The following is a 25,144-nucleotide window of genomic DNA, read 5'->3' on the forward strand; positions in this document are numbered from 1 at the left end:
CGCAAGTGGGAAGGGGAGGCAGCTTTGTGAGCAAACTGGCTTGCTTTGCCGTACGCGGTGTGATCGAAGGCTTCTACGGAACGCCCTGGACGCATGCAGAGCGGCTGGACATGATTGACTTTTTGCATCGCCACGACTACAATGCGTATTTCTACGCGCCCAAGGACGATGTGTTTCTGCGGGAGCGATGGATGGAGCCGCATCCGGAAGCGGCGATGCGCCAACTGGACGAATTGATTGCCAGCACGGCGGGGCGGGGTATGCAGTTTGTGTATGGTGTAAGTCCTGGCCTCAGCATGGAATATGCAAATCCGGCTCACACAGAGTTGCTTGTCAAAAAATATCGGACGATGTACGACAAAGGCGTCCGGTATTTTTCCTTGTTGTTCGACGACATCCCGATGCAGCTGCTGCATGAACGGGATGTCGCGCAGTTTGCCCATCTCGCAGATGCTCACGTGCAGACAGCCCGGCGCGTGTATGAGCTGATGCAGGAGTGGGGAGAACCCGTCAAGCTGGTCGTCTGCCCGACGCAGTACAACGGCATTGGCAAAGAGCCGTACATCCGGTACCTTGGCCAGCATTTGCCCGAAGCGATTGACGTGTTCTGGACGGGGCGGTTTGTCTGCTCGCCGTATCTCACGGACGGGGATGCCGTTCGCTTCGCGGAGTACACGGGGCACAAGCCGTTTTACTGGGATAACTACCCGGTCAACGACCTCGCGATGGCAAATGAGCTGCACATCGGTCCCTTGCGCCATCGCGATCCGGACTTGTGGCAGCACGCCGCAGGCTACGTGGCCAATGCAATGTCGCTTGCGGAATGCTCGAAAATTCCGTTGGCGACAACGGCGGCCTATTTGCGCGATCCGCAAGGCTATGATCCGACCGTGGCCTGGAAGCAGGCGGTGGAGGAGGTGGCAGGCAAGGACGATGCCGCAGCCTTTTTTGCGTTTGCAGATAATGTGCAAGGCTCGTTTTTGTGCGAAGTCGAGTCGCCGCGCCTGCTCGAAGCGTTCCTTTCCTTTCGCTTCCAGTTTTTGCAGGGAGATCGGAACAAGGCGGTGTCCGAGCTGACTTTGCTGTTCCGTGAAATGGAGCAAACCGCCCAGCAACTGCTCGGCGGGATGCGCAACCGAAAGCTCGCGCAGGAAGCGCGGCCCTGGATCGAAAAATACCGCCACTGGGCAAAAGTCGGCCAGGCCGCCGTCGCCCTGATCGACCACGGTACTAGCGGCAAAATCCCGCAAGCCGCCTATCACCTGCTGCGGCTCAAACAGTGGATCAGGCGCACGGAGCGCTTGCCGCAAAAAGTATGCGGCCAGGTCATGCAACTGTTTGTTGACGCGATTTTGCAGGAACTACGAAAAAGCAACTGACCAGTGACTGACTGCTGGATCAGGGCTTTTTTCGCTTGCACAAAAAAGGTTCCTTTCCGGTTAGGGAGAAGGAACCTTCTTTGTCATTTCAGGCAGACTCTCGGCCTTCTTTTGCCTTGCCTTTGCGCGCGCGTGACTGTGCGAGCCATTGTCCAATCGGTAGCTCTGCCAAAATCATGCCGGTAAAAATCATCAGACAGCCGGTCAACTGTCTGCCGCTTAATACCTCGTGGATAAAGACGTACGAAGTCAGTGCAGCGAACACAGGTTCAAGGGCGAAAATGAGCGCCACCCGCGTTGAACTCGTTTGCTTTTGCAAAGCCGTCTGGGCCAAAAAGGCGAGGGCGGTTGCAAAAATCGAAGTAACGATCAGCCCCATGGCCACTTCCGGGGCGAGCAGGATCGCCGGATCAAACGCACGGCCCCAGTCCTCGAAGAAAAAGGCGTAGACCCAGCTCATGACGGCAACAGTCCCGAGCTGAACGATTGCCAGCGGCAATGCCGCAAAGTGCGGCGCGTATTTTCCGGTAAAAACGATCTGCAAGGCGAAGCAAATCGCGCAGCCGAAAACGAGAACATCCCCCAAGTTGAAGGAGAAGCTATGGTTCTGTGTCAGCAGATACAAGCCTGCTGCTGCGAGGATGACGCCGATCACCGCCACAGGCTTGATCTTGTCTCGCAATAGCAAAAAGGAGAACAGCGGAACAAGTACGACAGACAGGCCCGTAATGAATCCGGCTTTGGATGGCGTCGTGTACAAGAGGCCGACCGTTTGCAGCGCGTAGCCGAGACAGAGCCAAAAGCCGAGAATGATGCCGGAGCGAATGAGCGGGCCGCGAAAGGTTGCAAGCTGGTGGCGCGAGCGTATCAGCAAGATGACGAGCAAAAACAGGGCGGCCACCGTGAAGCGCACTGCGTTGAACGTATTGGGAGGCAGGGAGGCGATTGCCTGCTGCACAACCAAAAACGTCGTGCCCCAGATAAAAGCGATGAGAAGCAGCGTTATATCCGCCATCCATGGTTTTCTCAATGTCTGTTTTCTCTCCTCTCCGTCGGACTGTTTATAAAATTTCATATTTGAGACGTATAGCCAGCATCATACGTGATTCAAAGCCGGATTTCAAGCGGATTCATTCGCGATTTGTCGCTTTTTGCAGCCGGTTGAAAGCTGTTTTTTCGACAAGGGAAGCGCCCAAAAGTGTGTTCAGTTAAAAAACTTTTCACAATTACTCGTGGCTGACTCGGGACATAATGATATAATAATAGTGCATTTTACACATGGCGTATGCACGATTGTCATTCTGGGAGGACACTATGGATATTCTTTTGCTGGGCTTAAACTACAAAACAGCGCCTGTCGAAGTTCGCGAAAAGTTTACATTCAGCGATGATGGGACTGCACGCGCTCTTCATCTTCTCTCCCAGACGAAGAGTATTGCAGAATGTGTCATCCTCGGGACATGTAACCGTACAGAACTGTATGTCGTCTGCGATCAGGCCAATATCGGCCGTGACTATACCCTTCGCTTTCTGGCGGAATGGTTCGGTGTGGAAAAAGAGAAATTCAAGGCTCACCTTTATATAAAAGAAAATGAACAGGCAATTGAACATTTGTTCAGAGTGTCTGCCGGTCTCGATTCCATGGTGATGGGAGAGACGCAAATTCTCGGACAAGTCCGCGATGCGTTCCTGATGGCACAGGAGCTGAAAACGACGGGGACGGTGTTCAACACGCTGTTCAAGCAAGCGATTACATTTGCCAAGCGCGCGCATACGGAGACCGCGATCGGACAAAATGCCGTATCGGTCAGCTATGCTGCCGTCGAACTGGGGAAAAAGATTTTCGGCTCTTTTGCAGGGAAGTCTGTCCTGATTGTCGGAGCGGGCAAGATGAGCGAGCTGACGGCCAAACATTTGCACGCCAATGGTTCCGAGCGCGTCATGGTGGCAAACCGCACATTGGAGCGGGCACAGCTTTTGGCGGAAAAATTCAAGGGAGATTCCTGTACGATGGAGCAGTTGCCTGAGGCGCTGCTCACTGCCGACATCGTCATCAGCTCTACGGGAGCAACCGGATACATCCTGGGCAAAAAGGATCTGGCACCGATCATGAAGCAAAGAAAACACCGCCCGCTGTTCATGGTGGACATTGCGGTTCCGCGTGACCTGAATCCTGACCTGCACGAGCTGGATAACGTCTTTTTGTACGACATCGATGATCTGGAAGGAATTGTCGCAAGCAATATCGCAGAACGTTCGCGGGAAGCAGAACGGCTCGATGCGATGATTGAAGAAGAGATTGTGGCCTTTACGACCTGGTATCAGACGCTGGGGGTAGCGCCCCTGATTGCCGCGCTGCGTGAAAAGACGCTCGGCATTCATGGCGAAGCGATGCGCAAGATTGAAAACAAGCTGCCGAACTTGACCGAGCGGGAAATGCACATCATCCGCAAGACGACCAAAGGCATCGTCAACCAGCTCATGCATGATCCGGTCGTGCGTCTGAAGGAAATGGCAGCAACCAAATCCGGCGAGGAAGTGCTGGATATTTTCACCAAGATGTTTGCCCTGGAAGAAATTTTGGAGCGCAAAGAGCAGGAAGCGCTCTGGGCAGACGACAAAAGCAAGCAGCCGGCAGCTCGCGAGCAGGTTCTGGCTTCCCGCGTGCCGAAATAAGACCTTCTCTTCTTTGAAAAGAAAGATAGATTGCCATTGATAGAAACCGATAGGGGAAAGAGGGGAGAGAGTGCATGGCCGAGGTGAGATGGATCTACGACCTGACGATCTTTCTCTACGCTGCAAGTGTTCTCTTCTATTTTAACGACTTCTTGCAAAGCAACCGGAAAGTCAATCGTCTGGCTTTCGGGTTGCTTATTGTCGTTTGGGCCTTGCAAACTGCTTTTTTTGTGTCGCAGACCGTGATGAAAGCTTACTTTCCTGTCATTACGCTGTTCGAGACGCTCTTTTTTTACTCGTGGGTGCTGGTAAGTTTGTCACTTGTCTTACACTATTTTTTTCGCATTGATTTACTGGTTTTTTTTACAAATATTATCGGGTTTGTCGTTCTGGTCATGTCGATGTTTTTGCCAGAGACGCCCATCGTCGCAGTATCTGACGTCCTGACCTCGGAGCTGCTCTTGACGCACGTGACGCTGGCGATGTTCAGCTACGGCGCATTTTCGCTGTCGATGATTTTTTCCGCCATGTACCTGTTGCAGCATAAGATGCTCAAGGGGCGTCGCTGGAATCCGCTTCTGCGCAGGCTGCCCAGCCTCGACCAGTTGGAGGGCTACGCCTATCGGATGAATATGCTCGGCGTGCCAATGCTGCTTCTTTCGATTGTACTGGGGATTATTTGGGGAAAAATGGTACTGCCGGAGAAGTTTTGGCTGGACTCCAAGGTGGTTACTTCCATGCTTGTTTTGGCCAGCTATTCGTTCTGGCTGTACAAACGCTATCGGGATACGCTGCAAATGCGCAGACTGGCCCAGTGGAACGTCCTCGCGTTTTTGCTTTTGCTCATCAACTTTTTAGGCATTACGACTTCTACATTTCACAGCTGGTGGTAGTGGCTGTTCATCAAGGAGGCTGTCATGGGAAAATGGAAAGTAGGGACGCGTCGCAGCAAGCTGGCGCTCACCCAGACGAATTGGGTTGTGCAAAAACTGAAGGAGATCGCGCCGCAAGCTGAATTTGAGCTGCACGAAATCGTGACGAAGGGCGACCGCATTCTCGATGTGACGCTGTCCAAGGTTGGCGGAAAAGGGCTTTTTGTCAAAGAAATCGAACAGTCCCTGTACGATAAGGAAACGGATTTTGCGGTGCACAGCTTGAAGGACATGCCGGCTGAATTGCCGGAGGGCCTTGTGATCGGTGCGATTCCGAAGCGGGTTGACCCGCGGGACGTCCTCTTGTCCCTGGATGGCAAGACGCTGGATGAACTGAAAGAGGGAGCATTGGTAGGCACGAGCAGCCTGCGCCGCAGCGCACAGCTTCTCGCCTATCGCCCGGACATTCAGATCGAATCGCTGCGCGGCAACATTGATACGCGCATCCGCAAGCTGGAAGAAGGCAACTTTGATGCGATCATCCTGGCGGCAGCGGGTCTTGAGCGCGTCAACTACAAAGGGAACATTTCGCAGTATTTGCCTGTGGAAATCAGCCTGCCCGCAGTAGGTCAGGGAGCGCTCGCCATCGAATGCCGCGCCGACGACGAAGAGACGCTGGCCTTGTTGAAGCAGCTCGACGACGAACCGACGCGACTGGCGGTGACAGCCGAGCGCAGCTTCCTGCACAAGCTGCAAGGCGGCTGCCAGGTTCCGATCGGGGCATACGCAACGGTAGGCGAAGACAAGCAGATCACCTTGACCGGAATGGTCGGCTCGCCAGACGGAAAACAAATGTTCAAAAACACGGCGACTGGCCGCGATCCACTGGCGCTCGGCGTACAGGTAGCGGAAGCGCTTCTGGCGCAAGGAGCTGGCGAGGTGCTCGCACAGGTGCTGCGGGAGAACGAGCAATGACAACCGATGGATCGCGCGGGCCGCTTGCGGGCAAGCGCATCATGGTGACGCGGGCGAAAAGCCAGGTGCAGGAGCTGGTGGAAAAAATCGAGCGGCTGGGCGGAGAGGCGTATGCCTTTCCGCTCTTGAAAATGATCCCGCCCGCAGACAAAACCAAGCTCGACGAAGCCATCCGGGAGCTTGCGAGCTACGACTGGGTGATGTTTACCAGTGTCAATGGCGTGCGGTTTTTTCTGGAACGAATGGAGCAGGTGGGAGCCAGCTTCGCGTCGTTTTCCGGGAAGATCGCCGCAGTCGGGCCAAAGACCGCACAGGCTCTGACAAAGCACGGGCTTGCGGTTGCGGTCATTCCCTCCGATTATGTGGCGGAAGGGTTGCTTGCCAGCTTGCATGACCAGTTGCAGCCAGGGCAGCGTGTACTGCTGCCGCGAGCCGATATTGCGCGCAAGGCTTTGCCGGCAGAGTTGAAGGAGCTGGGGCTTGCCGTGACAGAGGTAGACGTCTATCACACGGTGATCGACGGGACATTGGCGCCGGAAGCGGCGCAACAGCTGCAAGAAGGCCGGATTGATGTCATTTTGTTTACCAGTTCATCTACCGTGACTCATTTCATCCAGGCGCTGGCGCCGTTTGCCTCGCCAGGCTGGCTGGATCAGGTGCGGATTGCCTGCATCGGTCCGATCACGGCCGAGACAGCCAGAAAAAACGGACTAGCCGTCGATGTGGTTGCAAGCGAGTACACCGTGGATGGACTGCTGGAAGCTTTACGAGAGAATCTGGGAGGGAATTGACATGGCACTTACATTTGATCGTCATCGCCGCCTGCGCAAAAGCGCGGCAATGCGCAATCTGGTACGGGAAAATCACGTTCGCGTGGAGGACCTGATTTATCCTCTGTTTGTGGTGGAAGGGACCGGGATTAAAAACGAGATTGCTTCCATGCCAGGCGTGTATCAGCTCTCCCTGGATATGTTGGCGGAAGAAATGAAGGAAATCGCGGAGCTGGGCATTCAGTCGGTTCTGATGTTTGGCGTGCCATCGCACAAGGACGCTTGCGGAACGGAAGCGTACAACGACGAGGCGATTACACAGCAAGCCATCCGGCAGATCAAAAAAGACCATCCGGAAATGATCGTGATTGCCGATACGTGCCTGTGTGAATACACCGATCACGGACATTGCGGCGTCATTCACGAGGGCGAAGTTGTCAATGACGAGACGCTGGAGCTGTTGGGCAAGACTGCTGTGTCCCAGGCAAAAGCCGGGGCGGACATCATTGCGCCATCCAACATGATGGACGGCTTCGTGATCGCCATCCGCGAAGCGTTGGACGAAGCGGGCTTCCAGAAAATTCCGATCATGTCCTACGCAGTGAAATACGCGTCCTCCTTCTACGGACCATTCCGCGATGCGGCTGGATCGACACCGCAGTTTGGCGACCGCAAGAGCTATCAGATGGACCCGGCAAACGCACGCGAAGGCTTGCGCGAAGCGGCTTCCGATGTGAAGGAAGGGGCAGACTTCTTGATCGTGAAGCCAGGACTGGCCTTCATGGACATGGTGCTGCGTCTGCGTGAAAACTTCAACCTGCCGATCGTCGCCTACAATGTGAGTGCCGAGTATTCCATGGTCAAAGCCGCTGCGCAAAACGGCTGGATCGACGAAGAGCGGATCGTGATGGAAACGTTGGTTGGCTTCAAACGGGCTGGTGCGGACCTGATTATTACGTACCATGCCAAAGATGTCGCAAAATGGCTGGCGAGGTGAGGAAGCGATGACAAGAGAAAAATCGACGCAGTTGTTTGCAGAAGCACAGAAATACATACCAGGCGGAGTGAACAGCCCGGTGCGGGCGTTCAAGAGCGTGGGAGGCAATCCGGTCTACATTGCCAAAGGGGAAGGCTCCCGGATATTTGATGTGGACGGCAACAGCTACATTGACTACATTGGCTCCTGGGGACCGCTCATTCTCGGACATGCGCATCCGCGCGTACTGGCCGCAATTACGGAAGTGGCGGCGCTGGGCACGAGCTTCGGTGCGCCGACAGAGCGTGAAACCGAAATGGCCAAGCTCGTATGCGAGCTGGTGCCGTCCGTAGAAGTCGTGCGCATGGTCAACTCCGGGACAGAGGCGACGATGAGCGCCCTGCGGCTGGCACGCGGCTATACGAAGCGCAACAAAATCATGAAGTTCGAAGGCTGCTACCACGGCCATGCGGACAGCTTGCTGATTAAGGCAGGCTCCGGTGTCGCTACGCTCGGTCTGCCGGATAGCCCGGGAGTGCCGGAAGGGACAGCTTTGAATACGATCACGGTTCCTTACAACGATTTGGACAGTGTGAAGCTCGCCTTCGAAACGTTCGGCGACGACCTGGCGGCTGTCATCGTGGAGCCGATTGGCGGCAATATGGGTGTTGTACCGCCACTGCCCGGCTTTTTGGAAGGGTTGCGCGAGATTACGGCGAAATACGGCACGCTGCTTATTTTCGATGAAGTCATGACGGGCTTCCGCGTCGCGCTTGGCGGTGCCCAACAGCTGTACGGCATCACGCCAGACCTGACCACGATGGGCAAAGTCATCGGCGGCGGTCTTCCGGTAGGAGCCTACGGCGGCAAACGGGAGATCATGCAGCAGATTGCTCCGGCAGGGCCGATCTACCAGGCGGGAACGCTTTCCGGCAACCCGCTGGCGATGGCGGCCGGCTTGACCACGCTGCAAGAGCTGAGCAAGCCGGGGGTATATGAACATCTGGAAAAATTGTCGGCACGTCTCGGGGAAGGTCTTGCGGAAAACGCCCGCAAACTGGGTATCCCGCACACGATGAACCGGGTCGGCTCCATGGTTTGCCTGTTCTTTACCGATACGCCTGTCATCAACTACGAAACAGCGAAAACGGCTGATCTGGAGCGTTTTTCCGCTTACTTCAGCTACATGCTGGAAGAAGGCGTCATGCTTCCGCCGTCCCAGTTCGAAGGGATGTTCGTCTCGCTGGCGCATACCGAGGAAGATATTGAGCGCACGATTGAAGCAAGCTACCGCGCGATGCAAAAAACGCTGAAAGCCTAAAGCGAGCGCCAAAAAACATAAGCAAGCACCTCCTGACTGATTTTCGGGAGGTGTTTTTTCTGTTAAGAAACATGATGCACAGCAGGATTTTGCGATCGAGTCTGAGAATAGGAGGGGAGCATAGAGGGATCATGCGGCGGAGAGCAGAGAACGCGTACGACAAAGGCATCCCACTCCGTCAAGCAACGGGTCTAAGTATCTTGTAAAAAATCGAGACGAGTTGTACAAGCAGTACGGAATCGATCATGGGATTTTCGCGTTTGGTAATCCTACTAAATGGAAAGCCCCGGCGGGCCAGGAAGAAGTTTTCCTGCAAAAAGAGCCTGCAAGTTTTTCCTGGATGCCAGCGACAAGAAAGAGCAGCTCACCCCCAAAGGATTGAAGCGGTTTACGCGCAGATAGCAGAAAGGAGCAGATGCAGATGAGAAAAGAAGCACAACTGACAAACGGCGTCAAACTGGCGTATGTGGAGGAAGGAACAGGCGAGCCGATCGTCTTGCTGCACGGCTTTTGCGGCAGCCTGAACTACTGGGACAAGCTCGTGCCGTTGTTGAAGCGCTCGCACCGCGTGATCGCCGTCGATTTGCGCGGCCACGGACACAGCTCTGCGCCGGATGAAGCGTATTCGATGGAGCGGTTCGCCGAAGACATTGCGCTTTTTGCGGCGGCAGTCGGCCTGGACAAGTTCCACCTGTTCGGGCACTCGCTCGGCGGCTACATTACGCTCGCTTTTGCCGAAAACTACCCGGACAAGCTGCTCGGCTTCGGATTGGTCCATTCCACGCCATATCCCGATGACGAGGCGGCCAAGGCCAACCGCAACAAAGGAGCCGACAGCATTCGCGAAAACGGCATGGAGCCGTTTATCAAGGCGCTCGTCCCCAAACTGTTCGCCCCGCAGCATGTAGCGTCGATGCCAGCAGAAGTACAGGCTGCCAAGGAAATCGGCCTGGCTACCAGCCCGATTGGAGCGATTCAGACGCTGTACGCCATGCGCGATCGCAAGGACCGCAACCACGTCTTGCGGGAGACGACGCTGCCTGTGCTGTTGGTCGCAGGCGCAGAGGACCAGATCATTCCCGTGTCCAAAACGTTCACGGTGCAAAAAAACAACGTCGTCGAAGCATTGCTGCCCGAAGCGGGACATATGGGCATGCTCGAAACACCGGAACAGTTGGCAGAAGCAATTGGCGGGTTTATCGAAAAGAACAGGAAAAGAGAACCATTGTCCTAGAAAACTTTGTTATAATGGAAGAGCTATCCTATCCAAATTACATAGATGAGAGGGGAATTTGAGCATGAAAAAATCACGTCGCGTGATGATGACAGCGTTTGCATCTGTCGTATTTGCATCGCTGATGTCAACCTCCGCACTCGCAGCTCCACTGCATCCTGTCAAACACGTTGACTGGATGGAGAAAAAAGCGATCGTCACTGCCGGACAAAATGGCGACCTGGCGCTGGATCGCGCTGTTACGCTTGCGGAGGCAACGGTTGTTTTCGCCAAGCTCAAAGGTGCACAAATCGGGACAGCAGCAAAAGGCGCACACTGGGCGACTCCTTATCTGGACTGGGCAAAAGGGCAAGGTGCAGTAACCCAGGATGACTTCAAAAATCCGGGCCAGGTGCTGACGTCCGCGAAGCTGGCGCAACTGGCGGACAAACTCGGCTACAAAATCGCGCTCGACAGTAAAGCGACCGTGACGCGCGGCGAATTTTTCCAGGCTCTCGGTGATGCGGCAACGACCCACATTACAATCGCGCATACAAACGATACACACGGACACATTCAGGAAGACAAAAGCCAAAAGGAATACGGCTTTGCCAAAATTGCGACCTTGCTGAAAGAATGGCGCGCGGAAAACGACAACTTCCTCTTGCTCGACGCGGGTGATACGTTCCAAGGCACGATTTTCGTGAACCAGTTCAAAGGTGAGTCTGTCGTTCCGATCCTCAACAGCCTCGATTACAACGTGATGGCTGCGGGCAACCACGAGTTTGACTTTGGCTACGAGCAACTGCTCAAGCTGCGTGACATGCTGGAGCATCCGGTCATCTCCGCGAACGTGTTCAAGGCGGATGGCAAAGAGCTGTTGCTGCCAACCTTCAAGGCTGAGATCGGCGGCAAGAAGTTCGGGTTCGTCGGCTTTGTCGCGGAAGACACGCCAGTGCTGACTCACCCTGACAACGTCAAGGGCCTGACCTTCAAAAATCCGGTGGAGGTAGCGAAAGTCGTTGTCCCTGAGCTGAAAAAAGAAGTGGATCACGTCGTTGTCGTTTCCCACGTCGGGGTGGACGTAGACCGCGAGATCGCGAAAAACGTGCCTGGCATCGACTTGATCGTCGGCGGCCACTCCCATACCCCATTGACAACGCCTGAACTCGTAAACGGCACCTACATTGTACAAGACTGGGAGTACGGCAAATCGCTCGGACGCGCTGACCTGTACTACCTGGGCAAAGAGCTGGTAGCGTTCAGCGGCGGTCTGAAAGAATACGATGAAACCGTCGTGGCTGACCCGGAAATTGACAAAATGGTTCAGGAAATTGTGAAAAAAATTGATACCGTAATGAATGTCGTGATTGCGAAATCCGAGGTTCCGCTCGACGGCGATCGCGCACTGATCCGGACAAAGGAAACAAACGTAGGCAACCTGATTGCCGACATCATGCTGGAGCGCACCAAGTCCATCAAAGGATACGAGGCAGATGTAGCGCTGGCAAACGGCGGCGGTATCCGCACGCAACTTCCGGCAGGCGACATTACGAAGAAAGACTTGTACACACTGCTGCCGTTCGAAAACAATACGCTGGCGATTGTGGAAGTGACAGGCGAGGAACTGAAGCAGGCACTGGAGAACGGTGTCAGCCAGGTGGAAACAGGCGCAGGACGCTTCCCGCAAATCAGCGGCATGAGCTTTACGTACAACCCGACCAAGCCTGCAGGCGAGCGTGTTCTGGAAGTGAAGGTAGGCGACAAGCCGCTTGATCTGACCAAAACGTACAAAGTAGCGACCATCGACTTCCTGGCAGCAGGCGGAGACGGCTATGAATCGCTCAAAAAGCCGTTCTTCAACACAGGCTTGTCCATGTACAGCATCGTGGAAGAAAGTCTGATGAAACGCAAAGTGGTCAATCCGAAAGTGGAAGGCCGCATCGTCGAAGTGAAATAAGCTTGCACACGAAAGCAAGGACAGGGAGCGCGTTACTCCCTGTCCTTTTATATCATAAAGTACCTTGCAATATGCAATACCTCTTTGGTAAGCTTTGACATGGGTGATGTACATTGAACGTACAGTTTAAAAAAGGTGTCCTGGAGCTGTGTGTTCTCGTTTTGACAGCGAAGCGGGACAGATACGGATACGAACTGGTCGCAAGCATCTCGGAGCGGTTTCATATCGCCGAAGGAACGGTATACCCTTTGCTGCGGCGCTTGACCCAGGAAGGCTTTTTCATAACCTATTTGGCAGAGTCGCAAGAGGGTCCGCCGCGAAAATATTATCACCTGACGGAGCGAGGGAGACAGTACATGAACGATCTCGTGCTGGAATGGCGAATATTCAATAGCGGCGTCAACGAAATGATCGAGGAGGGACTGGGCTATGACAAGGCGTGAGTTTATGGACGAGCTGGGCGCATTGCTTGGCGAATTGCCGGACAAGGAGCGTCTGGACATTCTCGCTGATTATACGGAGCATTTTTTGATCGGGATCAAGCAGGGAAAAAGCGAACACGAAATTGCCGAAAGCCTGGGCAGTCCAAAAGCAGTAGCGAGAGAACTGCTTGCGGGCTACCGGATCGATCAGGCGCAGTCGAATGCGTCCGTTGGCAACATGTCCAGGGCGATCATTGCCACAATCAGTTTGGGCTTTTTTAATCTCGTGTTTGTGCTGGGGCCGTTTTTCGGACTGATTGGCGTGCTGGTCGCCTGTTACGCCGTTTCCTTGTCGCTTTTGGTGGCACCGCTCGGCATTTTGATGGAATACGGAGTTCCCGCGCCGTCGCCGGAACGGCTGTTGCTTTTGTTCGGAAGTCTGGTTTCCATCGGACTGGGGGGAATGTTGGCGGTAGGCTTGCTGCGGTTGACCAAATGGCTGTACCGTCTGTTCCTGAAGTATCTGCAGTTTAACGTGCAGATGATTAGGGGGAAATAAGATGAAGAATTGGGGAAGAAAACTGTTCGGACTAAGCTTGCTGTTGTTTGTCGTGGGCGTGTGCGGACTCATCTGGCTGTTTGCGAGACAGGAGCACTTCGTGTTTTCCTTAAAAAAATTAGAGGATGTGCGCGTCATCGAGCAGCCGTTCAAGGCGGTCTCCATAGAGACGGCAACAGCGGATCTCGTCATTACGCCGACGAAAACGGCACAAGCGACTGTGCGCCTGACAGGGGAAATCTCGGAGCAACACAAGGAACGGCTGCAATTGACGAGCGAAGTCACAGAAGACGGAACCTTGCGCGTCCAGTTGCAGGAAAAGCTGTTCGTCAGTCTGTTTTACCCAGGCAGCGAGGATTTGAGACTGGAAATCATGCTGCCGGAAAAAGAGTACGAGAGCATTCGGCTGGAAACGGCTACGGGAGACATCAAAAGCGGAGTGCTCACGGCGAAAACGGGGAAAGTATCGTCCGGCGCAGGTGATGTCGATTTGACCGGGTATGCGGGAGAGCGCCTGGACGTGCGGACGGATACGGGCGATCTGAAGCTGGCTGGAATTCGCGCCACCTTGAACGTCTACAGCTCTACAGGTGAAATCGACAAACTCGTCTTGCCTGAGTTGACGCAAGATGTAACCGTGCGCACGGATACGGGTGATGTGCGGATTGAGGTGGAAAAGCTGCCGGAAGCAGCGCAGTTGGAGCTGGCATCCGACGTGGGAGACATCGAGGTCCAGTGGGCCAACCTCTCCTTTGCCAAAAGAGAAGAGCAAAACATCAAGGCATCTGTCGGGACAGGCGGTCCAAAACTGGCTGTGAAAAGTTCTACCGGAGATATTCGCATTCAATAGTAAAAGTCTGGAAACAATAATGGATAGGATTGGAAGAGGCGCGAAACGAAAAGATTTTGACACAAAAGAGTCATTACTTGTCGAATACCCAATGGTATCATATTGATGGGATAGATTATTGTGCAAAGAGAGGTTTATTCATGACTTCCAAACCATTTAACGATACGTTTTTGAAAGCATGTCGCGGGGAGGCGACAGAGCGTGTCCCTGTCTGGTATATGCGCCAGGCGGGACGCTATCAGCCTGAATACCGCGCCATCCGCGCGAAGTATAGCTTTTTTGAAATGAACTACATACCGGAAGTATGTGCGGAAGTGACGCGTCTGCCTGTCGAACAGCTGGGCGTGGATGCTGCCATTTTGTTTGCCGACATCATGACGCCGTTAAAGCCGATTGGGGTCGATGTGAACATCGAGTCGGGCGTTGGCCCTGTGATCGGCAATCCGATTACCTCGCTCGCGGATGTAGAGCGCCTGCAAGACCTGGAGCCGGAAACGCACGTGCCGTATATTATGGAATCGATCAAGCTGTTGCGCGAGCAGCTGTCCGTCCCGCTGATCGGCTTTGCGGGAGCGCCATTCACGCTCGCCAGCTACATGATTGAGGGCGGTCCTTCCAAGCATTACCACAAGACAAAGGCGTTCATGTACACCGAACCGGCTGCCTGGCAGGCATTGATGGACAAGCTCGGCGACATGACCATCACCTACCTGAAGGCACAGATCAAGGCCGGGGCGCAAGCGGTTCAGGTGTTTGACTCCTGGGTAGGCGCGTTGAATGACGAAGATTACCGCGAGTACATTACGCCTGTGATGACGCGAATTTTCCAGGCGCTGAAAGAAACCGGAGTACCGACGATCTATTTCGGGATCGGGGCGGGTCATCTTCTGCTGGATTGGAACCGCTTGCCTGTCGATGTTGTCGGTCTGGACTGGCGCACTTCGATTACAACCGCACGAAACATGGGCGTTACCAAAACGCTTCAGGGCAATCTCGACCCGACACTGCTGCTCGCTCCGTGGGAGAAGCTCGAAGCCAAAGCAAAAGAAATTCTCGACGAAGGAACAAAGCAGCCGGGATTCATTTTCAATCTGGGGCACGGTGTCTTCCCTGACGCCAAAGTAGAAACGCTGCAAAAATTGACCGCGTTCATCCACAGCTACAAAAGGGACGTGTGACCAGGAGGGGTATGAGATGGCAAAGCCAAAAACAGGGCTTTTGTTGATGGCGTATGGAACGCCGCGCAGCCCGGAAGAGATTGAGCCGTACTACACGCACATTCGGCGTGGCCGCAAGCCGCCGCAGGAACTGCTGGACGATCTGAGGGCGCGTTATGAGGCAGTCGACGGCCTGAATCGGTTTGCCGACATCACAGACGAGCAGGTGCGCGCGCTGGAGCGGGAGATGAATGAGCGCTATCCGGACCGGGAGTTTGTCGGCTACCTGGGGCTCAAGCACATCGCGCCGTTTGTGGAGGACGCCGTTGAACAAATGAAGCGCGACGGGATTACCGAGGCGATCAGCCTGGTGCTCGCTCCGCATTACTCCAGCTACAGCGTCAAGGAATACAACGGCAGAGCTTGTGAGCATTCCGAAGCAATCGGCGGTCCGAAAATCACCTGTATCGACAGTTGGTACAAGGAGCCGGGCTTCATTGCGTACTGGGCAAAAGCAATCGAGGACACGTTTGCTGCGATGCCAGCTGAAGAACGCGAACAAGCCGTGGTCATTTTCTCCGCGCACAGCCTGCCGGAAAAAATCCTGAAATCCGGGGACCCGTATCCGCAGCAACTGGAGGACACCGCCAGACTGATCGCCGAGCAGGCAGGGATTGAACGGTACGCAATCGGCTGGCAGAGCGCCGGGAATACACCGGAGCCGTGGCTTGGCCCGGACGTCCAGGATTTGACGAGAGAGCTGTATTCGACGCACGGCTATCGCTCCTTTGTCTATTGTCCGGTCGGATTTGTCGCGGAGCATCTGGAAGTTTTGTACGATAACGATATGGAATGCAAGGCAGTCACGGAAGAACTGGGTGTACAGTACCATCGTCCTCCGATGCCGAACGCCAGACCTGCGTTTATCTCCTGTCTGGCTGATGCCATCGAGAAAAAGCTGGCGAACTAGGAGATGGATCACATGAGTGAGAAATCATGTCATGTCACGATTGTTGGCGGCGGCATCACCGGATTGACCGCTGCTTTTTACTTGCAAAAAGAGATCGAGGCCAAGCGGCTGCCGATCCGCTTCCAGCTGATCGAGGAACAAGACCGTCTTGGCGGCAAAATCAAGACATGGCGGCACGAAGGCTTCGTTATTGAGCTGGGGCCCGATTCCTTTTTGGAGCGGAAAACAAGTGCAGGCGAGCTGGCGGCAGACCTTGGGCTTGCCGATGAACTGGTTCGCAACAGTACCGGACAGGCGTACATTTGGCACAAGGATCGGCTGATGGCGATTCCGGAAGGGGCCGTGATGGGCGTGCCGACCCGGCTGATGCCTTTTGTCACGACAGACCTGATCTCCTGGCCGGGCAAAATTCGCGCAGCACTCGACCTGATCCTGCCCGCTTCCAAAGGGAACGAAGACATTTCCGTAGGAGAGTTTTTCCGGCGCAGGCTTGGCGACGAGGTCATCGACAACCTGATTCAGCCGCTTTTGTCCGGCGTCTACTCCGGCGATCTCGACAACCTCAGCCTGCTCGCGAGCTTCCCGCAGTTTGCGCAAATGGAAAAACAGCACCGCAGCCTGATTTTGGCGATGAAGCATTCCCGTCCGCAGGCGAAGACGCAGGGCAAGCCAAAAGGCATTTTCCTGACGCTCGCAAACGGCTTGCAATCGCTTGTGGAAGGCATCGAAAAAAGCTTGCCCAGTGAAGTGCTGCAAAAAAACAGCGGGGTAGCCAAGCTGGAAAAGCAGGCGAACGGCAAGTACACCCTTGTTTTGAAAAACGGCCAGGTGATCGAGACGGACGCTGTCTTGTTCACGGTGCCGCACGCCGTGACGGAGCCTTTGCTCAGACCGTATGCCAGTGTGCCTGCTCTGCCTGCTGCCAAGCCGCACATGGTGGCGACGATTGCGATGGCATTTCCCGAGAGCGGCATTGAGCTGGGGATGGAAGGGACAGGCTTCATCGTGCCGCGAAACTCGGGTGCGACGATTACGGCCTGTACGTGGGCGCATCGCAAATGGCCGCACATGGCCCCGAAAAACAAGGCGCTTTTGCGCAGCTTTGTCGGAAGAGCGACAGAACAATCGTTCATGCAGATGACGGATGAAGAGATTTTGGAGGTCGTGCTGCGCGATCTGCGCAAAATCATGACGATTCGCCAGCCGCCTGAGTTTTACAGTGTGACGCGCCTGCAAAATGCGATTCCGTACGTAGTCGGCCATCAGGCGTGGGTAAAAGACGTAAGGCAGAAGCTGCAAACGAACCTGCCGGGTGTATTGGTGGCAGGCGCCTCCTATGACGGAGTGGGCGTGCCTGATTGTATTGCGCAAGGAAAAAAAGCGGTTTCGGAATTGATTGCATCTGTGCAACCGGGGAGATAACCCCGGTTTTTCCTTTTTTCGGTGCTAAACGGCTCGTCCTGTCCATATAGTATAGGGAAATGTCCTGCACTTGGTCGATTACAGGCTGCCTGCATCTGTATCGGCCTTGGCGCAACAAGGCATCGACCAAAACAAGCTTGGCGAAGCCAGGTTTCGAAAAAGGAGGAGCACGAATGGCGTTACAGGATGGGCTGCTTTCGTTTGCCATCAAGGAGACCATTTTCCTCTCATCCGATAGAGCCGGGATCGGCGAGTTGCAAGAGCTGGAATTGGTACCCGATGTAGAGGTTCTGGAAAACGACTCCTACGTCTCCATCACCGGATGCCTGCAGTTGGTAGGAAAATACGAGCCGATCAGAGAGGCCGCAGAAGCGAACAGCGGCGGGACGGAAACTCTGGTTGAGGCAGTCACTTTTCCGCCATTTCGCAAGGAAGTGTCGGGGGAGGGGCAATATGGCTGGGAGGAACAGATCAGCCATCGCATACCGTTGAATATTACCATTCCGTTGGATCGAATCGCGGAAATCGGTGACATTTATGCGATCGTGGACAGCTTTGACTACAAGCTGGAGTCGCCGCATCAAATGCTGATTGACGCCGATCTGAAAATCATGGGGATCCGTCTTGGCGAAAATCAGGTTGACGAAAATCAGGCGCAGCCGGCTTTCGCCGATCAGGAGCCTGTGGAGGAAGCACAGACATGGGAGTACGCCCATGTGGCGGAGGAGACGCCGCAAGCACACGTTGTGCCATCTTCCCTTGAAGAGATCGAGGAAAAGCTGAGCGCTTTGGAAGCGGAACTGGATCGGCAAGCTTTGCCGGCGTCGTATGACTCGGCTGAATCGCCTTCCGTGTTTGACACTCCTGCGATTGCCTACAACCAGCAAGAAGAGTACCAGCAGCAGTTCGGCGAAGTGCAGGAGCCGTACAGCGAAGTGCAAGAGGTGGCCGGAAACGAAGCGCAGGACGCTTGGAGAGCTGATCCTGCCTCCTACGGAACAGAGCGGCAGTCAGAAGCGCAGTATGATTCCCCGGCGTACGACGTGCCTGCCATACGCGATGTGCAGACGCCGGAGCCTGTCAGGGGGCAGACTGAAAAAGAGGAGCCGATTCTGGTCGTTCACGATCGGGATCATCAGGAGCATGTAGACTACGCACGGGGCGACACAGAAGCAGCAGAGTCCGCACACGCAGCAGAGCATGTGCGGGAAGTGCATGCGGACGCCGAGGAAGAAGTGGCAGAGCCGGTTGTCGCGCAGCCGGAAGTGGTGGAAGAAACAGAGCTCAAGGTAGCGATTTCCGGCAAGGCTTCCCGGGAAGAGTCCGACAACGTCAATCTCACGTCGATTTTCTCGCAGGCGTCTCGCGCCAGACAGGAGGCGCAGGAGATGGAGGCGGAATCCTCATCCAGTTCGTCCCGGCAAAGTGCAGCAGTCAGCACCAATTCGGCGACGATGGAAGCGATGCAAAATCTCACTTCTTTTGTACGGCGCAAGGAAGAGACTACCAGTCAGCTCAAGCTGTGCATCATCCAGCGCGACGAGACGCTGGAACAAATTTCCCAGAGATACCAACTGCCCGTTTCCCGAATCGTGGAAGTGAACAGGCTGACTTCCGAGCATGTTGTCGCGGGACAAATTTTGTACATCCCACAATAAAGGAGTGGGGGACCGTGGATAAGATTGATCTCTCCGAAGTGTGCCAGCATTATCGAGCGCGCGTGATCCGCATCACGCCGCTCGATGACTGCTATTTACTGGAGACGAACCGGGGCCCCAAGGAACTCCACGTCTGGCCGCGTGTGGATGTGATGCGCTGGTCGTTTGCCTGGCGCGAGCGATTGGCGCGTCAGGGGTTTCGCGCAGTGGAACGATTTATACGGACGCGAGACACCAAGCCGTTTCTGGTTGTGGGCAAGCGCGGTGTAACGATGACCGATCACGTCAGGCACATCGAAGCCTGTGAGCCTCGCGCCGAACTTGCCCGAAGCTGCGGCAGAGTCATCGGAATGATGCATCTGTCCCAGCAGGAAAGTCCGCTTCTTTCCGGCGCAGATTACTTGAAGCAGGAGCAGATCAGCGCCGATGCCAAATGGACGCGGGCCAAAGCTTTTGCAGAAGCGTTCCGCAGCAAGTACGGACGCGAATCGGGTGAAAAAAGGTGGGTAGCCGAGCTGATGCAGCCGATGCTGCAGCGGATGGAGCGTTCCTTGGCCATGCTGTCGCATGAGAGTGTAACGCCGGATGCAGTCAGTGTGTCGCACCGGGATTTGCAACGGGACAATTGGGGAATGGTGCAGGGCGAGCTTTACTTGCGGGGCTTTTTCCGCCCGGCCTTGTCCGTGCAGCAGCGGGATGTGGCGGGCTTTTTGCGGGAGCATTACTTGACGCACAAAGACCTCGCCCAGATTGACGCTTTTTTGGACGGATATGAAGAGATCAAGCCACTCCATTACGGTGATTATACCTTGCTGCTCGCCTTCATGGCTCGTCCCCGCGAGGTGTACAAAAGCATCGAAGCCTATACGAAGCGGGTTGCCGGCAAGGAAGAGCCTTCTGTCAAAGCGATTGAGCAGGCGCTGCGCATCCAGCAGTCCGTAGACGAGCTCTTGCAACACATCGCCTACCGAGCAGAGCAATCGAGGAGGGAGGGAGTACATGAGCCGCTATGACGACATCTATCCGTTGTTTCATGAGTACGACATGTACGCGCAGAGCATCGAGATTTTGAAAGAGCCAAATGTGTACAAGGCGGCCACTCCCTATGGCTCCTACGTCTGCAAACGGTGCCAGATGCCTGCCAAGCGGCTGATTTTCGTAAGCGACATGCTGCGCCAGTTGCAGCAGCGAGGCTGGGACGGGGCGGTTCCGTTCACGTACACAAAATTCGACGATCCGTTTGTGGTGCGGGGAGACTCCCTGTACTATGTGACACCCTGGCAGCCTGGGAACGAGGAGTGGACAGAGCAGCCGTTGGCCTGGGCTACCCCGGCGATTGAGCGGCTCGCGGAGCTTCACCACCTCACGCAAAATTACCGCTATGACGACCCGCGACAGGTGGAGCCACTGATTGATTCGCTGCTGAACCGCTGGCAGTATTGGCAAAACCAGATGGAAAAAGCGGCAGAGGTAGCGGGAGGGCGGAAGTACCAGTCCCCGTTTGACCTGGTGTTTTTGGCCAACAAAGAGTTTATTGCGGAAATGAGCCAGACAGCGACCGAACTGTTGACGGACTGGAAGGAGCGGCACGAGACGCATGCGCATTTTCGCTTGTCGCTCATTCACGGCTATCCGCATCCGGCCCATATCGTGCCGGATCGCTTTGGCAGAGGCAAGCTGCTCAATTTTGACCGGGCCAGCTTCGATACGCCTGTACGCGATCTCACGTTGTTTTATCGGACGTTTTTTCAACTGGCGGGAGATGAAGCAGGTGCCTCCCAACTTTACCATCGCTATGCCGCCATCTTCCCGTTGCGGCCGGAAGAAATCGAGCTGTTGGCGTCGTTTCTCTCATATCCGGAACGAATCATGAGAGACATCGACATCTATTACCACAACCGCCGGGATTGGAGCGAGCTGTACGCGGTAAAGCGCCTGGAAAAAGATATGGACCGCCTGATGCGGCTGCATCGCTGGGTCCAGCAAGCCTTTTAACGAGCAACGTCTCACGAGGTGGGGCGTTGCTTTTCGCAGTTACAGCCACTCCAGGACGATGGCGACGTACAGCACGGCGAGCAGGCCGAGCAAAATCACGTCGAACGAGGTGGGAAGCAGGACGGTGCGAATGAACTGAAAAATCATCAAGGGAATCAGCATCTGTTTGCACCCGAACTTGATGCGCAGGTAGGTAGGATTGTATTTCCAGCGAAAATTCATCATCGTTATCACCTCATTTCAGCATATGCGAGGCCTATTGGGACAGTGCCTATATTTCCCGCGGGCACATGCCGGTTTTCGCGGGCGGCGGACTTGCGGCCACAGGTTTGAGTATGGGAGGAAAAGGGAACGTATAGGGCAGGAAGACCAGGACGAATTTGCAAAGGTGAACAGATGATCTGGAAAATAGCGCTCTATTTGTCAGGAATAGGTGCAGGAGTGTGCGTGATTCTCTTTTCCTGCGACTTGCTTCGGCAGAGGATGACGAGACAGCATGCAGGGTTGGTGCAGGTCATTCTTCTGGTCATAGCCGCTTTCTTGCTTGCGCTGCCCGAGATGCCGTTTTATGCTAGAGTAGGATTGGTAATTACCATTTCTTGCATAAGTATTCGGGCATACATGAATAATCAGAACAATGACGAATGGATGACGGAGACGCTGTCGGCGGTGAGTACACTCGAATCCAGGCCGATCCAGCAGCTCGCCCAGACAGAATGGATGAATCATCAACTGTCGCGTGTCGGAGAGTTGAAGCATGGCTACGAGGGACTGCTGATTGCCAGCAACAAAATCTGTGTGAGCAACGTCCATTATGATAACATCCATCAATTGACCAGCGAGCTTGTCGACGTCTGGTTTGGCAAAATCCATTCGCTCGTCTATCTGGGCATCAGCTGGGAATCCGAGCAGGGAGATGTCTATTTTCAAGCCGAGCGAGGCAATAGAGACGAGCAGGGCGCGGTGCCGTTTTTCGAGGAGCGCATCGTCGTCTCGGAGCAATGGGATACGGCCAAAACGCCGCGTTTCGTCCGGCTGGTGGCGCAAACTGCTGTCGAGCAGAGCGATAGAGAGATAGAAGAGCTGGAGCAATCTTTTTTTCAGCTTTTGCTGGTGAATGTGAGAGGTCTGATTTTGCGGTGTTTGCATGAACATCAGTCGACAGAGCTGAAGGAGCTTGAGATGGAGATGGGCCTGGCCCGAAGAATTCAGTCCATGCTGATTCCAAAAGAGGAATGGCAGATGAACGGTCTTCGCGCCAGGACGGTCTACGTTCCCGTCACGTACGTTGGGGGAGACTACATTGATTTCGTGCGGATCAATGAGCGCTATACCTGCTTTGTCGTGGCGGACGTATCGGGACACGGTTTGCCGGCGAGCATTTGGGCGTCGGTGATTCGAATTGCGGTTCGCGCCATTTTGCAGACGAGCTGGTCCCCGGATGAAATTTTACAGCGGCTAAACCAGCTCCTGTATGCCGATTTGGTGAAAACGCGCTCGTATATTACGATGCTGGTCGCCGTCCATGACGCAGCGCGCCACCGACTGCTGATTGCCAGAGCGGGCCACCCGCAACCCATCTATTTGTCCAGCACGCAAAAAAGCATCCTTCACTGCAGGAGCGGAGTAGGGCTCGGGCTTTTGCCTGACAGCACCTATGAGCTGGAGGAAGTCCCCTTGACAGAAGAAGGGATCTTGTTGCTATACACAGACGGATTGCTGGATACAGGAAGAAAAGACGGGCAGCACAGCTCTCACCAACTGCTTGCAGCTCTCGCCGCCCTGCTGGACGAGCCAGGCAAGGAAGAGATGATGGAGCGCGTCGAATCGTACCTGTGGGCGATGACGCGCCAAGGCCCGCAAACAGATGACATCTCCGTTTTGATTTTGCAGTTTCAAACCGGCTCTCATGCGGGACAACGAGGAAGTGAAACTCCTGCACGGACGGGAGTGCCCGAGCTGAAGCGCCTGTGAATAGGAGGATGAACGGTGATTGTGTGTGAACAGTGTCCGGACAATCCCGATTGTTGCAACTGTCTTCTTGAGCTCCGTTCAGGAGGTTCTGCCCAAAAAGTGCTGCCGCCACGCAAGGTGAAGGTGACGGAGCTTGCGACAATGGAGACAAGTCAAGCGCAATTGGTAGCGGTTAGCCGGACAGCCATCGGCCTGTTAAGTTCGACCAGGCAGTTGCTTGGTCGTCTGGAGGTCGAACTCGCTTTCGATTTTCGCATTATCGGCAGCGGGCTGCAAGGAATCAACGGTGTTCCTTACCATGTTGTTGACATCGAGAAAGTTTTGCGCAAGGAAGAAGTGTTGGAACGGCTGCTTCTGGAAGAATTTCATACGTGGCATATGAGTAGCGAGCTGGACCCTACTGACGTATTGCATAATTGGAAGGATCGGGATGACGAGCGGGGACGTCTCATCAAGCAGGAGCTGCAAAAGCTGTCTATCCTGCGTCAAATCGAGACGATTTTCCTCTACCTGTTTGACGCCGGCCATTTGCGTCCGCTTGGCTCAAACCGGGCTGACCCCGATGTCGAGAGAGAAATGCGTCGCCTGGTTGGCGAAGCGATCATCCACGGCAGTTCGCTGCGCGAGCAGATTGTCAGTCAGGACGGGAAAAAAGTGTTTGATATGTACGCGTCCATTTTGCCGGATCAGACCTGTGGGATCGCGCTGATTGACGTGACGACTGTCATCGCGGAGGAACGCAAACGAAAAAGGCGCGAATGGGAAAATTACCGGGATATTCTTGGCGTGGTCACGTCGGGCAAGCTGTTGTTGCTAAGTGACGAGGAACTGTTTTGTCTGTTGCGGGAAGGTCACAGGTCGCTTGCGATGGACATCCAGGCACCGGAAGACCTGGCGTTGCTCAGAAGGTCGTTCAAGAGCACGCTGGAGCCGCTCGGTTTTGCCGCCACCCGTCTTTTGCACTTTTTGGTAGCTGTCAACGAGGCGGCATCGAACACGCTCAAACATGGCAGCGGGGGAACGATCATGCTGTATATTGTCCCCGATCAGCAGCTTTGCCGGGCGGTCATTCACGACCAGGGCCAGGGAATTTTGCTGGAGGATTTGCCGCGAGCGACACTGCAGCAAGGATTTTCGACGCAAAATTCGCTGGGAGCGGGCTTTCACGTCATGCTGCAATACTGTGACCGAATCTATTTGAGCAGCACGGCGGCAGGAACGAAGCTGATCCTGGAATGTGTGCTGACAAGCTGACAAAACAATCGGAGAAAATTCCAAATGTTTGAAATCCGGATGAAACGGGTAACATGAGTGAGAAAGGACAAAATCAGCTACACCGATACCTTTTGAGAGGAGTTTGAGAATGGACTACCGAGCAACCGAGACGAACGGACAGGCTACGCTGTTTTTCGCCGGAGAGTTGGAGATGGCGGTGGGAGAGCGAGTGGGTGAATTGCTCCAGCAGTACGGGGGGCGCAATCAATCCGTTACCGTCGATTTTCAGGGAGTATCCTTTGTGGATTCTTCTGGTATTGGAAGTCTGTATTTTACTACGAAAGAATTGCTTGCTTCCGGAAAACAGGTCGAGATTGTCAATGTCCGCGAAGAAATTTTGGATATTTTAAGCGTGCTCGGTTTTACCAAGGCGCTGGGGATCACAGTAGGAAAAGTGGGCGAAACCGGGTTTGACGCGAAACAGCGTGATTGTATATAATAAGCAAAGCAACGATACCACAACTACATATCGGATCAACGATGATCGGGAAGAGTAGGTCAGGAGCCCTTTGCAGAGAGGAGAATCAGTTGGTGGAAGATTCTCTAAGGAGAGCAGGACTGAAGGTCGCCCGGGAGTTGTTTTTGGTGAACACGATGTGTCTAGCCAAAAGCGGTTCGCAGCCGTTATCTTGTTTGAGGGAACATACGCCGGACTTTTCCTGCCGTATGTTAACAAAGGTGGTACCGCGAAATAATCCTTTCGTCCTTTGGATGAAGGGT

At 54.6% G+C, this 25,144-nt stretch carries 23 protein-coding genes and 1 other annotated feature; of the genes, 21 read left to right on the forward strand and 2 right to left on the reverse strand.

Features of this window, described 5'->3' with window-relative positions:
• Positions 1-26: 26 nt before the first annotated feature.
• Positions 27-1,379 carry a protein O-GlcNAcase gene (locus EDM57_RS16985; protein ID WP_122905879.1) on the forward strand — a complete coding sequence of 451 codons (1,353 nt, stop codon included), beginning with the start codon at positions 27-29 and terminating at the stop codon, positions 1,377-1,379.
• Positions 1,380-1,467: 88 nt separating this feature from the next.
• Here the strand turns inward: EDM57_RS16985 and EDM57_RS16990 are convergent, their stop codons facing one another.
• Positions 1,468-2,409 (reverse strand): DMT family transporter, encoded by a 942-nt coding sequence (locus EDM57_RS16990; protein WP_342771486.1) that lies wholly within the window; start codon positions 2,407-2,409, stop codon positions 1,468-1,470.
• Positions 2,410-2,693: 284 nt separating this feature from the next.
• Between EDM57_RS16990 and hemA the strand changes: the two genes are divergently transcribed.
• From hemA to EDM57_RS17075, 17 genes are all read left to right on the forward strand, one after another.
• Entirely contained in the window at positions 2,694-4,055 is a 1,362-nt protein-coding gene (gene hemA, locus EDM57_RS16995; RefSeq protein ID WP_122905881.1) for a glutamyl-tRNA reductase, read from the forward strand.
• 74 nt (positions 4,056-4,129) lie between these two features.
• Entirely contained in the window at positions 4,130-4,948 is an 819-nt protein-coding gene (locus tag EDM57_RS17000; protein ID WP_122905882.1) for a cytochrome C assembly family protein, read from the forward strand.
• Positions 4,949-4,972: 24 nt separating this feature from the next.
• Positions 4,973-5,902, forward strand: a complete 930-nt coding sequence (hemC, locus tag EDM57_RS17005; protein WP_122905883.1) for a hydroxymethylbilane synthase — start codon at positions 4,973-4,975, stop codon at positions 5,900-5,902.
• Entirely contained in the window at positions 5,899-6,693 is a 795-nt protein-coding gene (locus tag EDM57_RS17010) for a uroporphyrinogen-III synthase (protein ID WP_122905884.1), read from the forward strand. Before hemC ends, EDM57_RS17010 begins: the two co-directional genes overlap by 4 nt.
• Before the next feature lies 1 nt (position 6,694).
• Positions 6,695-7,669 carry a porphobilinogen synthase gene (hemB, locus tag EDM57_RS17015; RefSeq protein WP_122905885.1) on the forward strand — a complete coding sequence of 325 codons (975 nt, stop codon included), beginning with the start codon at positions 6,695-6,697 and terminating at the stop codon, positions 7,667-7,669.
• Between the two features lie 7 nt (positions 7,670-7,676).
• Entirely contained in the window at positions 7,677-8,969 is a 1,293-nt protein-coding gene (gene hemL, locus EDM57_RS17020; protein ID WP_122905886.1) for a glutamate-1-semialdehyde 2,1-aminomutase, read from the forward strand.
• Between the two features lie 421 nt (positions 8,970-9,390).
• A complete protein-coding gene (locus tag EDM57_RS17025; RefSeq protein ID WP_122905887.1) occupies positions 9,391-10,203 on the forward strand; it encodes an alpha/beta fold hydrolase in 813 nt (270 codons plus the stop codon).
• A 64-nt stretch (positions 10,204-10,267) separates the two neighbouring features.
• Entirely contained in the window at positions 10,268-12,142 is a 1,875-nt protein-coding gene (locus EDM57_RS17030; protein WP_122905888.1) for a bifunctional metallophosphatase/5'-nucleotidase, read from the forward strand.
• Positions 12,143-12,255: 113 nt separating this feature from the next.
• Positions 12,256-12,585 carry a PadR family transcriptional regulator gene (locus tag EDM57_RS17035; protein WP_122905889.1) on the forward strand — a complete coding sequence of 110 codons (330 nt, stop codon included), beginning with the start codon at positions 12,256-12,258 and terminating at the stop codon, positions 12,583-12,585.
• Positions 12,572-13,123, forward strand: a complete 552-nt coding sequence (locus EDM57_RS17040; protein ID WP_122905890.1) for an HAAS signaling domain-containing protein — start codon at positions 12,572-12,574, stop codon at positions 13,121-13,123. The genes EDM57_RS17035 and EDM57_RS17040 overlap by 14 nt, the downstream gene beginning before the upstream one ends.
• A gap of 1 nt (position 13,124) precedes the next feature.
• Positions 13,125-13,973: a DUF4097 family beta strand repeat-containing protein gene (locus EDM57_RS17045; RefSeq protein ID WP_122905891.1), complete on the forward strand. Its 849-nt coding sequence runs from the start codon at positions 13,125-13,127 to the stop codon at positions 13,971-13,973.
• Between the two features lie 140 nt (positions 13,974-14,113).
• On the forward strand, positions 14,114-15,151 hold the full coding sequence (hemE, locus tag EDM57_RS17050; RefSeq protein ID WP_122905892.1) for a uroporphyrinogen decarboxylase: 1,038 nt from the start codon (positions 14,114-14,116) through the stop codon (positions 15,149-15,151).
• 16 nt (positions 15,152-15,167) lie between these two features.
• A complete protein-coding gene (hemH, locus tag EDM57_RS17055) occupies positions 15,168-16,100 on the forward strand; it encodes a ferrochelatase (protein WP_122905893.1) in 933 nt (310 codons plus the stop codon).
• A gap of 12 nt (positions 16,101-16,112) precedes the next feature.
• Positions 16,113-17,522: a protoporphyrinogen oxidase gene (hemY, locus tag EDM57_RS17060; RefSeq protein WP_122905894.1), complete on the forward strand. Its 1,410-nt coding sequence runs from the start codon at positions 16,113-16,115 to the stop codon at positions 17,520-17,522.
• Positions 17,523-17,695: 173 nt separating this feature from the next.
• Positions 17,696-19,180, forward strand: coding sequence for a LysM peptidoglycan-binding domain-containing protein (locus EDM57_RS17065; RefSeq protein WP_122905895.1), 1,485 nt, complete (start codon positions 17,696-17,698; stop codon positions 19,178-19,180).
• 14 nt (positions 19,181-19,194) lie between these two features.
• Positions 19,195-20,193: a phosphotransferase gene (locus EDM57_RS17070; protein ID WP_122905896.1), complete on the forward strand. Its 999-nt coding sequence runs from the start codon at positions 19,195-19,197 to the stop codon at positions 20,191-20,193.
• Positions 20,180-21,175, forward strand: a complete 996-nt coding sequence (locus tag EDM57_RS17075; protein WP_122905897.1) for a protein kinase family protein — start codon at positions 20,180-20,182, stop codon at positions 21,173-21,175. Before EDM57_RS17070 ends, EDM57_RS17075 begins: the two co-directional genes overlap by 14 nt.
• Before the next feature lie 39 nt (positions 21,176-21,214).
• Here EDM57_RS17075 and EDM57_RS17080 read toward each other — a convergent pair whose 3' ends face one another.
• A complete protein-coding gene (locus tag EDM57_RS17080) occupies positions 21,215-21,400 on the reverse strand; it encodes a hypothetical protein (protein WP_122905898.1) in 186 nt (61 codons plus the stop codon).
• Positions 21,401-21,796: 396 nt separating this feature from the next.
• Between EDM57_RS17080 and EDM57_RS17085 the strand changes: the two genes are divergently transcribed.
• The 3 genes from EDM57_RS17085 to EDM57_RS17095 all read left to right on the forward strand — a co-directional run bounded on the left by EDM57_RS17085 (position 21,797) and on the right by EDM57_RS17095 (position 24,863).
• The gene (locus EDM57_RS17085; RefSeq protein ID WP_246005832.1) at positions 21,797-23,149 is read left to right on the forward strand and encodes a PP2C family protein-serine/threonine phosphatase; all 1,353 of its coding nucleotides are present in this window, start codon (positions 21,797-21,799) and stop codon (positions 23,147-23,149) included.
• A 99-nt stretch (positions 23,150-23,248) separates the two neighbouring features.
• On the forward strand, positions 23,249-24,403 hold the full coding sequence (locus tag EDM57_RS17090; RefSeq protein WP_246005833.1) for an ATP-binding protein: 1,155 nt from the start codon (positions 23,249-23,251) through the stop codon (positions 24,401-24,403).
• 109 nt (positions 24,404-24,512) lie between these two features.
• Positions 24,513-24,863, forward strand: coding sequence for an STAS domain-containing protein (locus EDM57_RS17095; RefSeq protein WP_122905900.1), 351 nt, complete (start codon positions 24,513-24,515; stop codon positions 24,861-24,863).
• A gap of 32 nt (positions 24,864-24,895) precedes the next feature.
• Positions 24,896-25,135: a binding site (T-box leader), on the forward strand.
• Positions 25,136-25,144: the final 9 nt, after the last annotated feature.

The sequence above is a fragment of the Brevibacillus gelatini genome, assembly GCF_003710935.1.
GTDB lineage: Bacteria > Bacillota > Bacilli > Brevibacillales > Brevibacillaceae > Brevibacillus > Brevibacillus gelatini.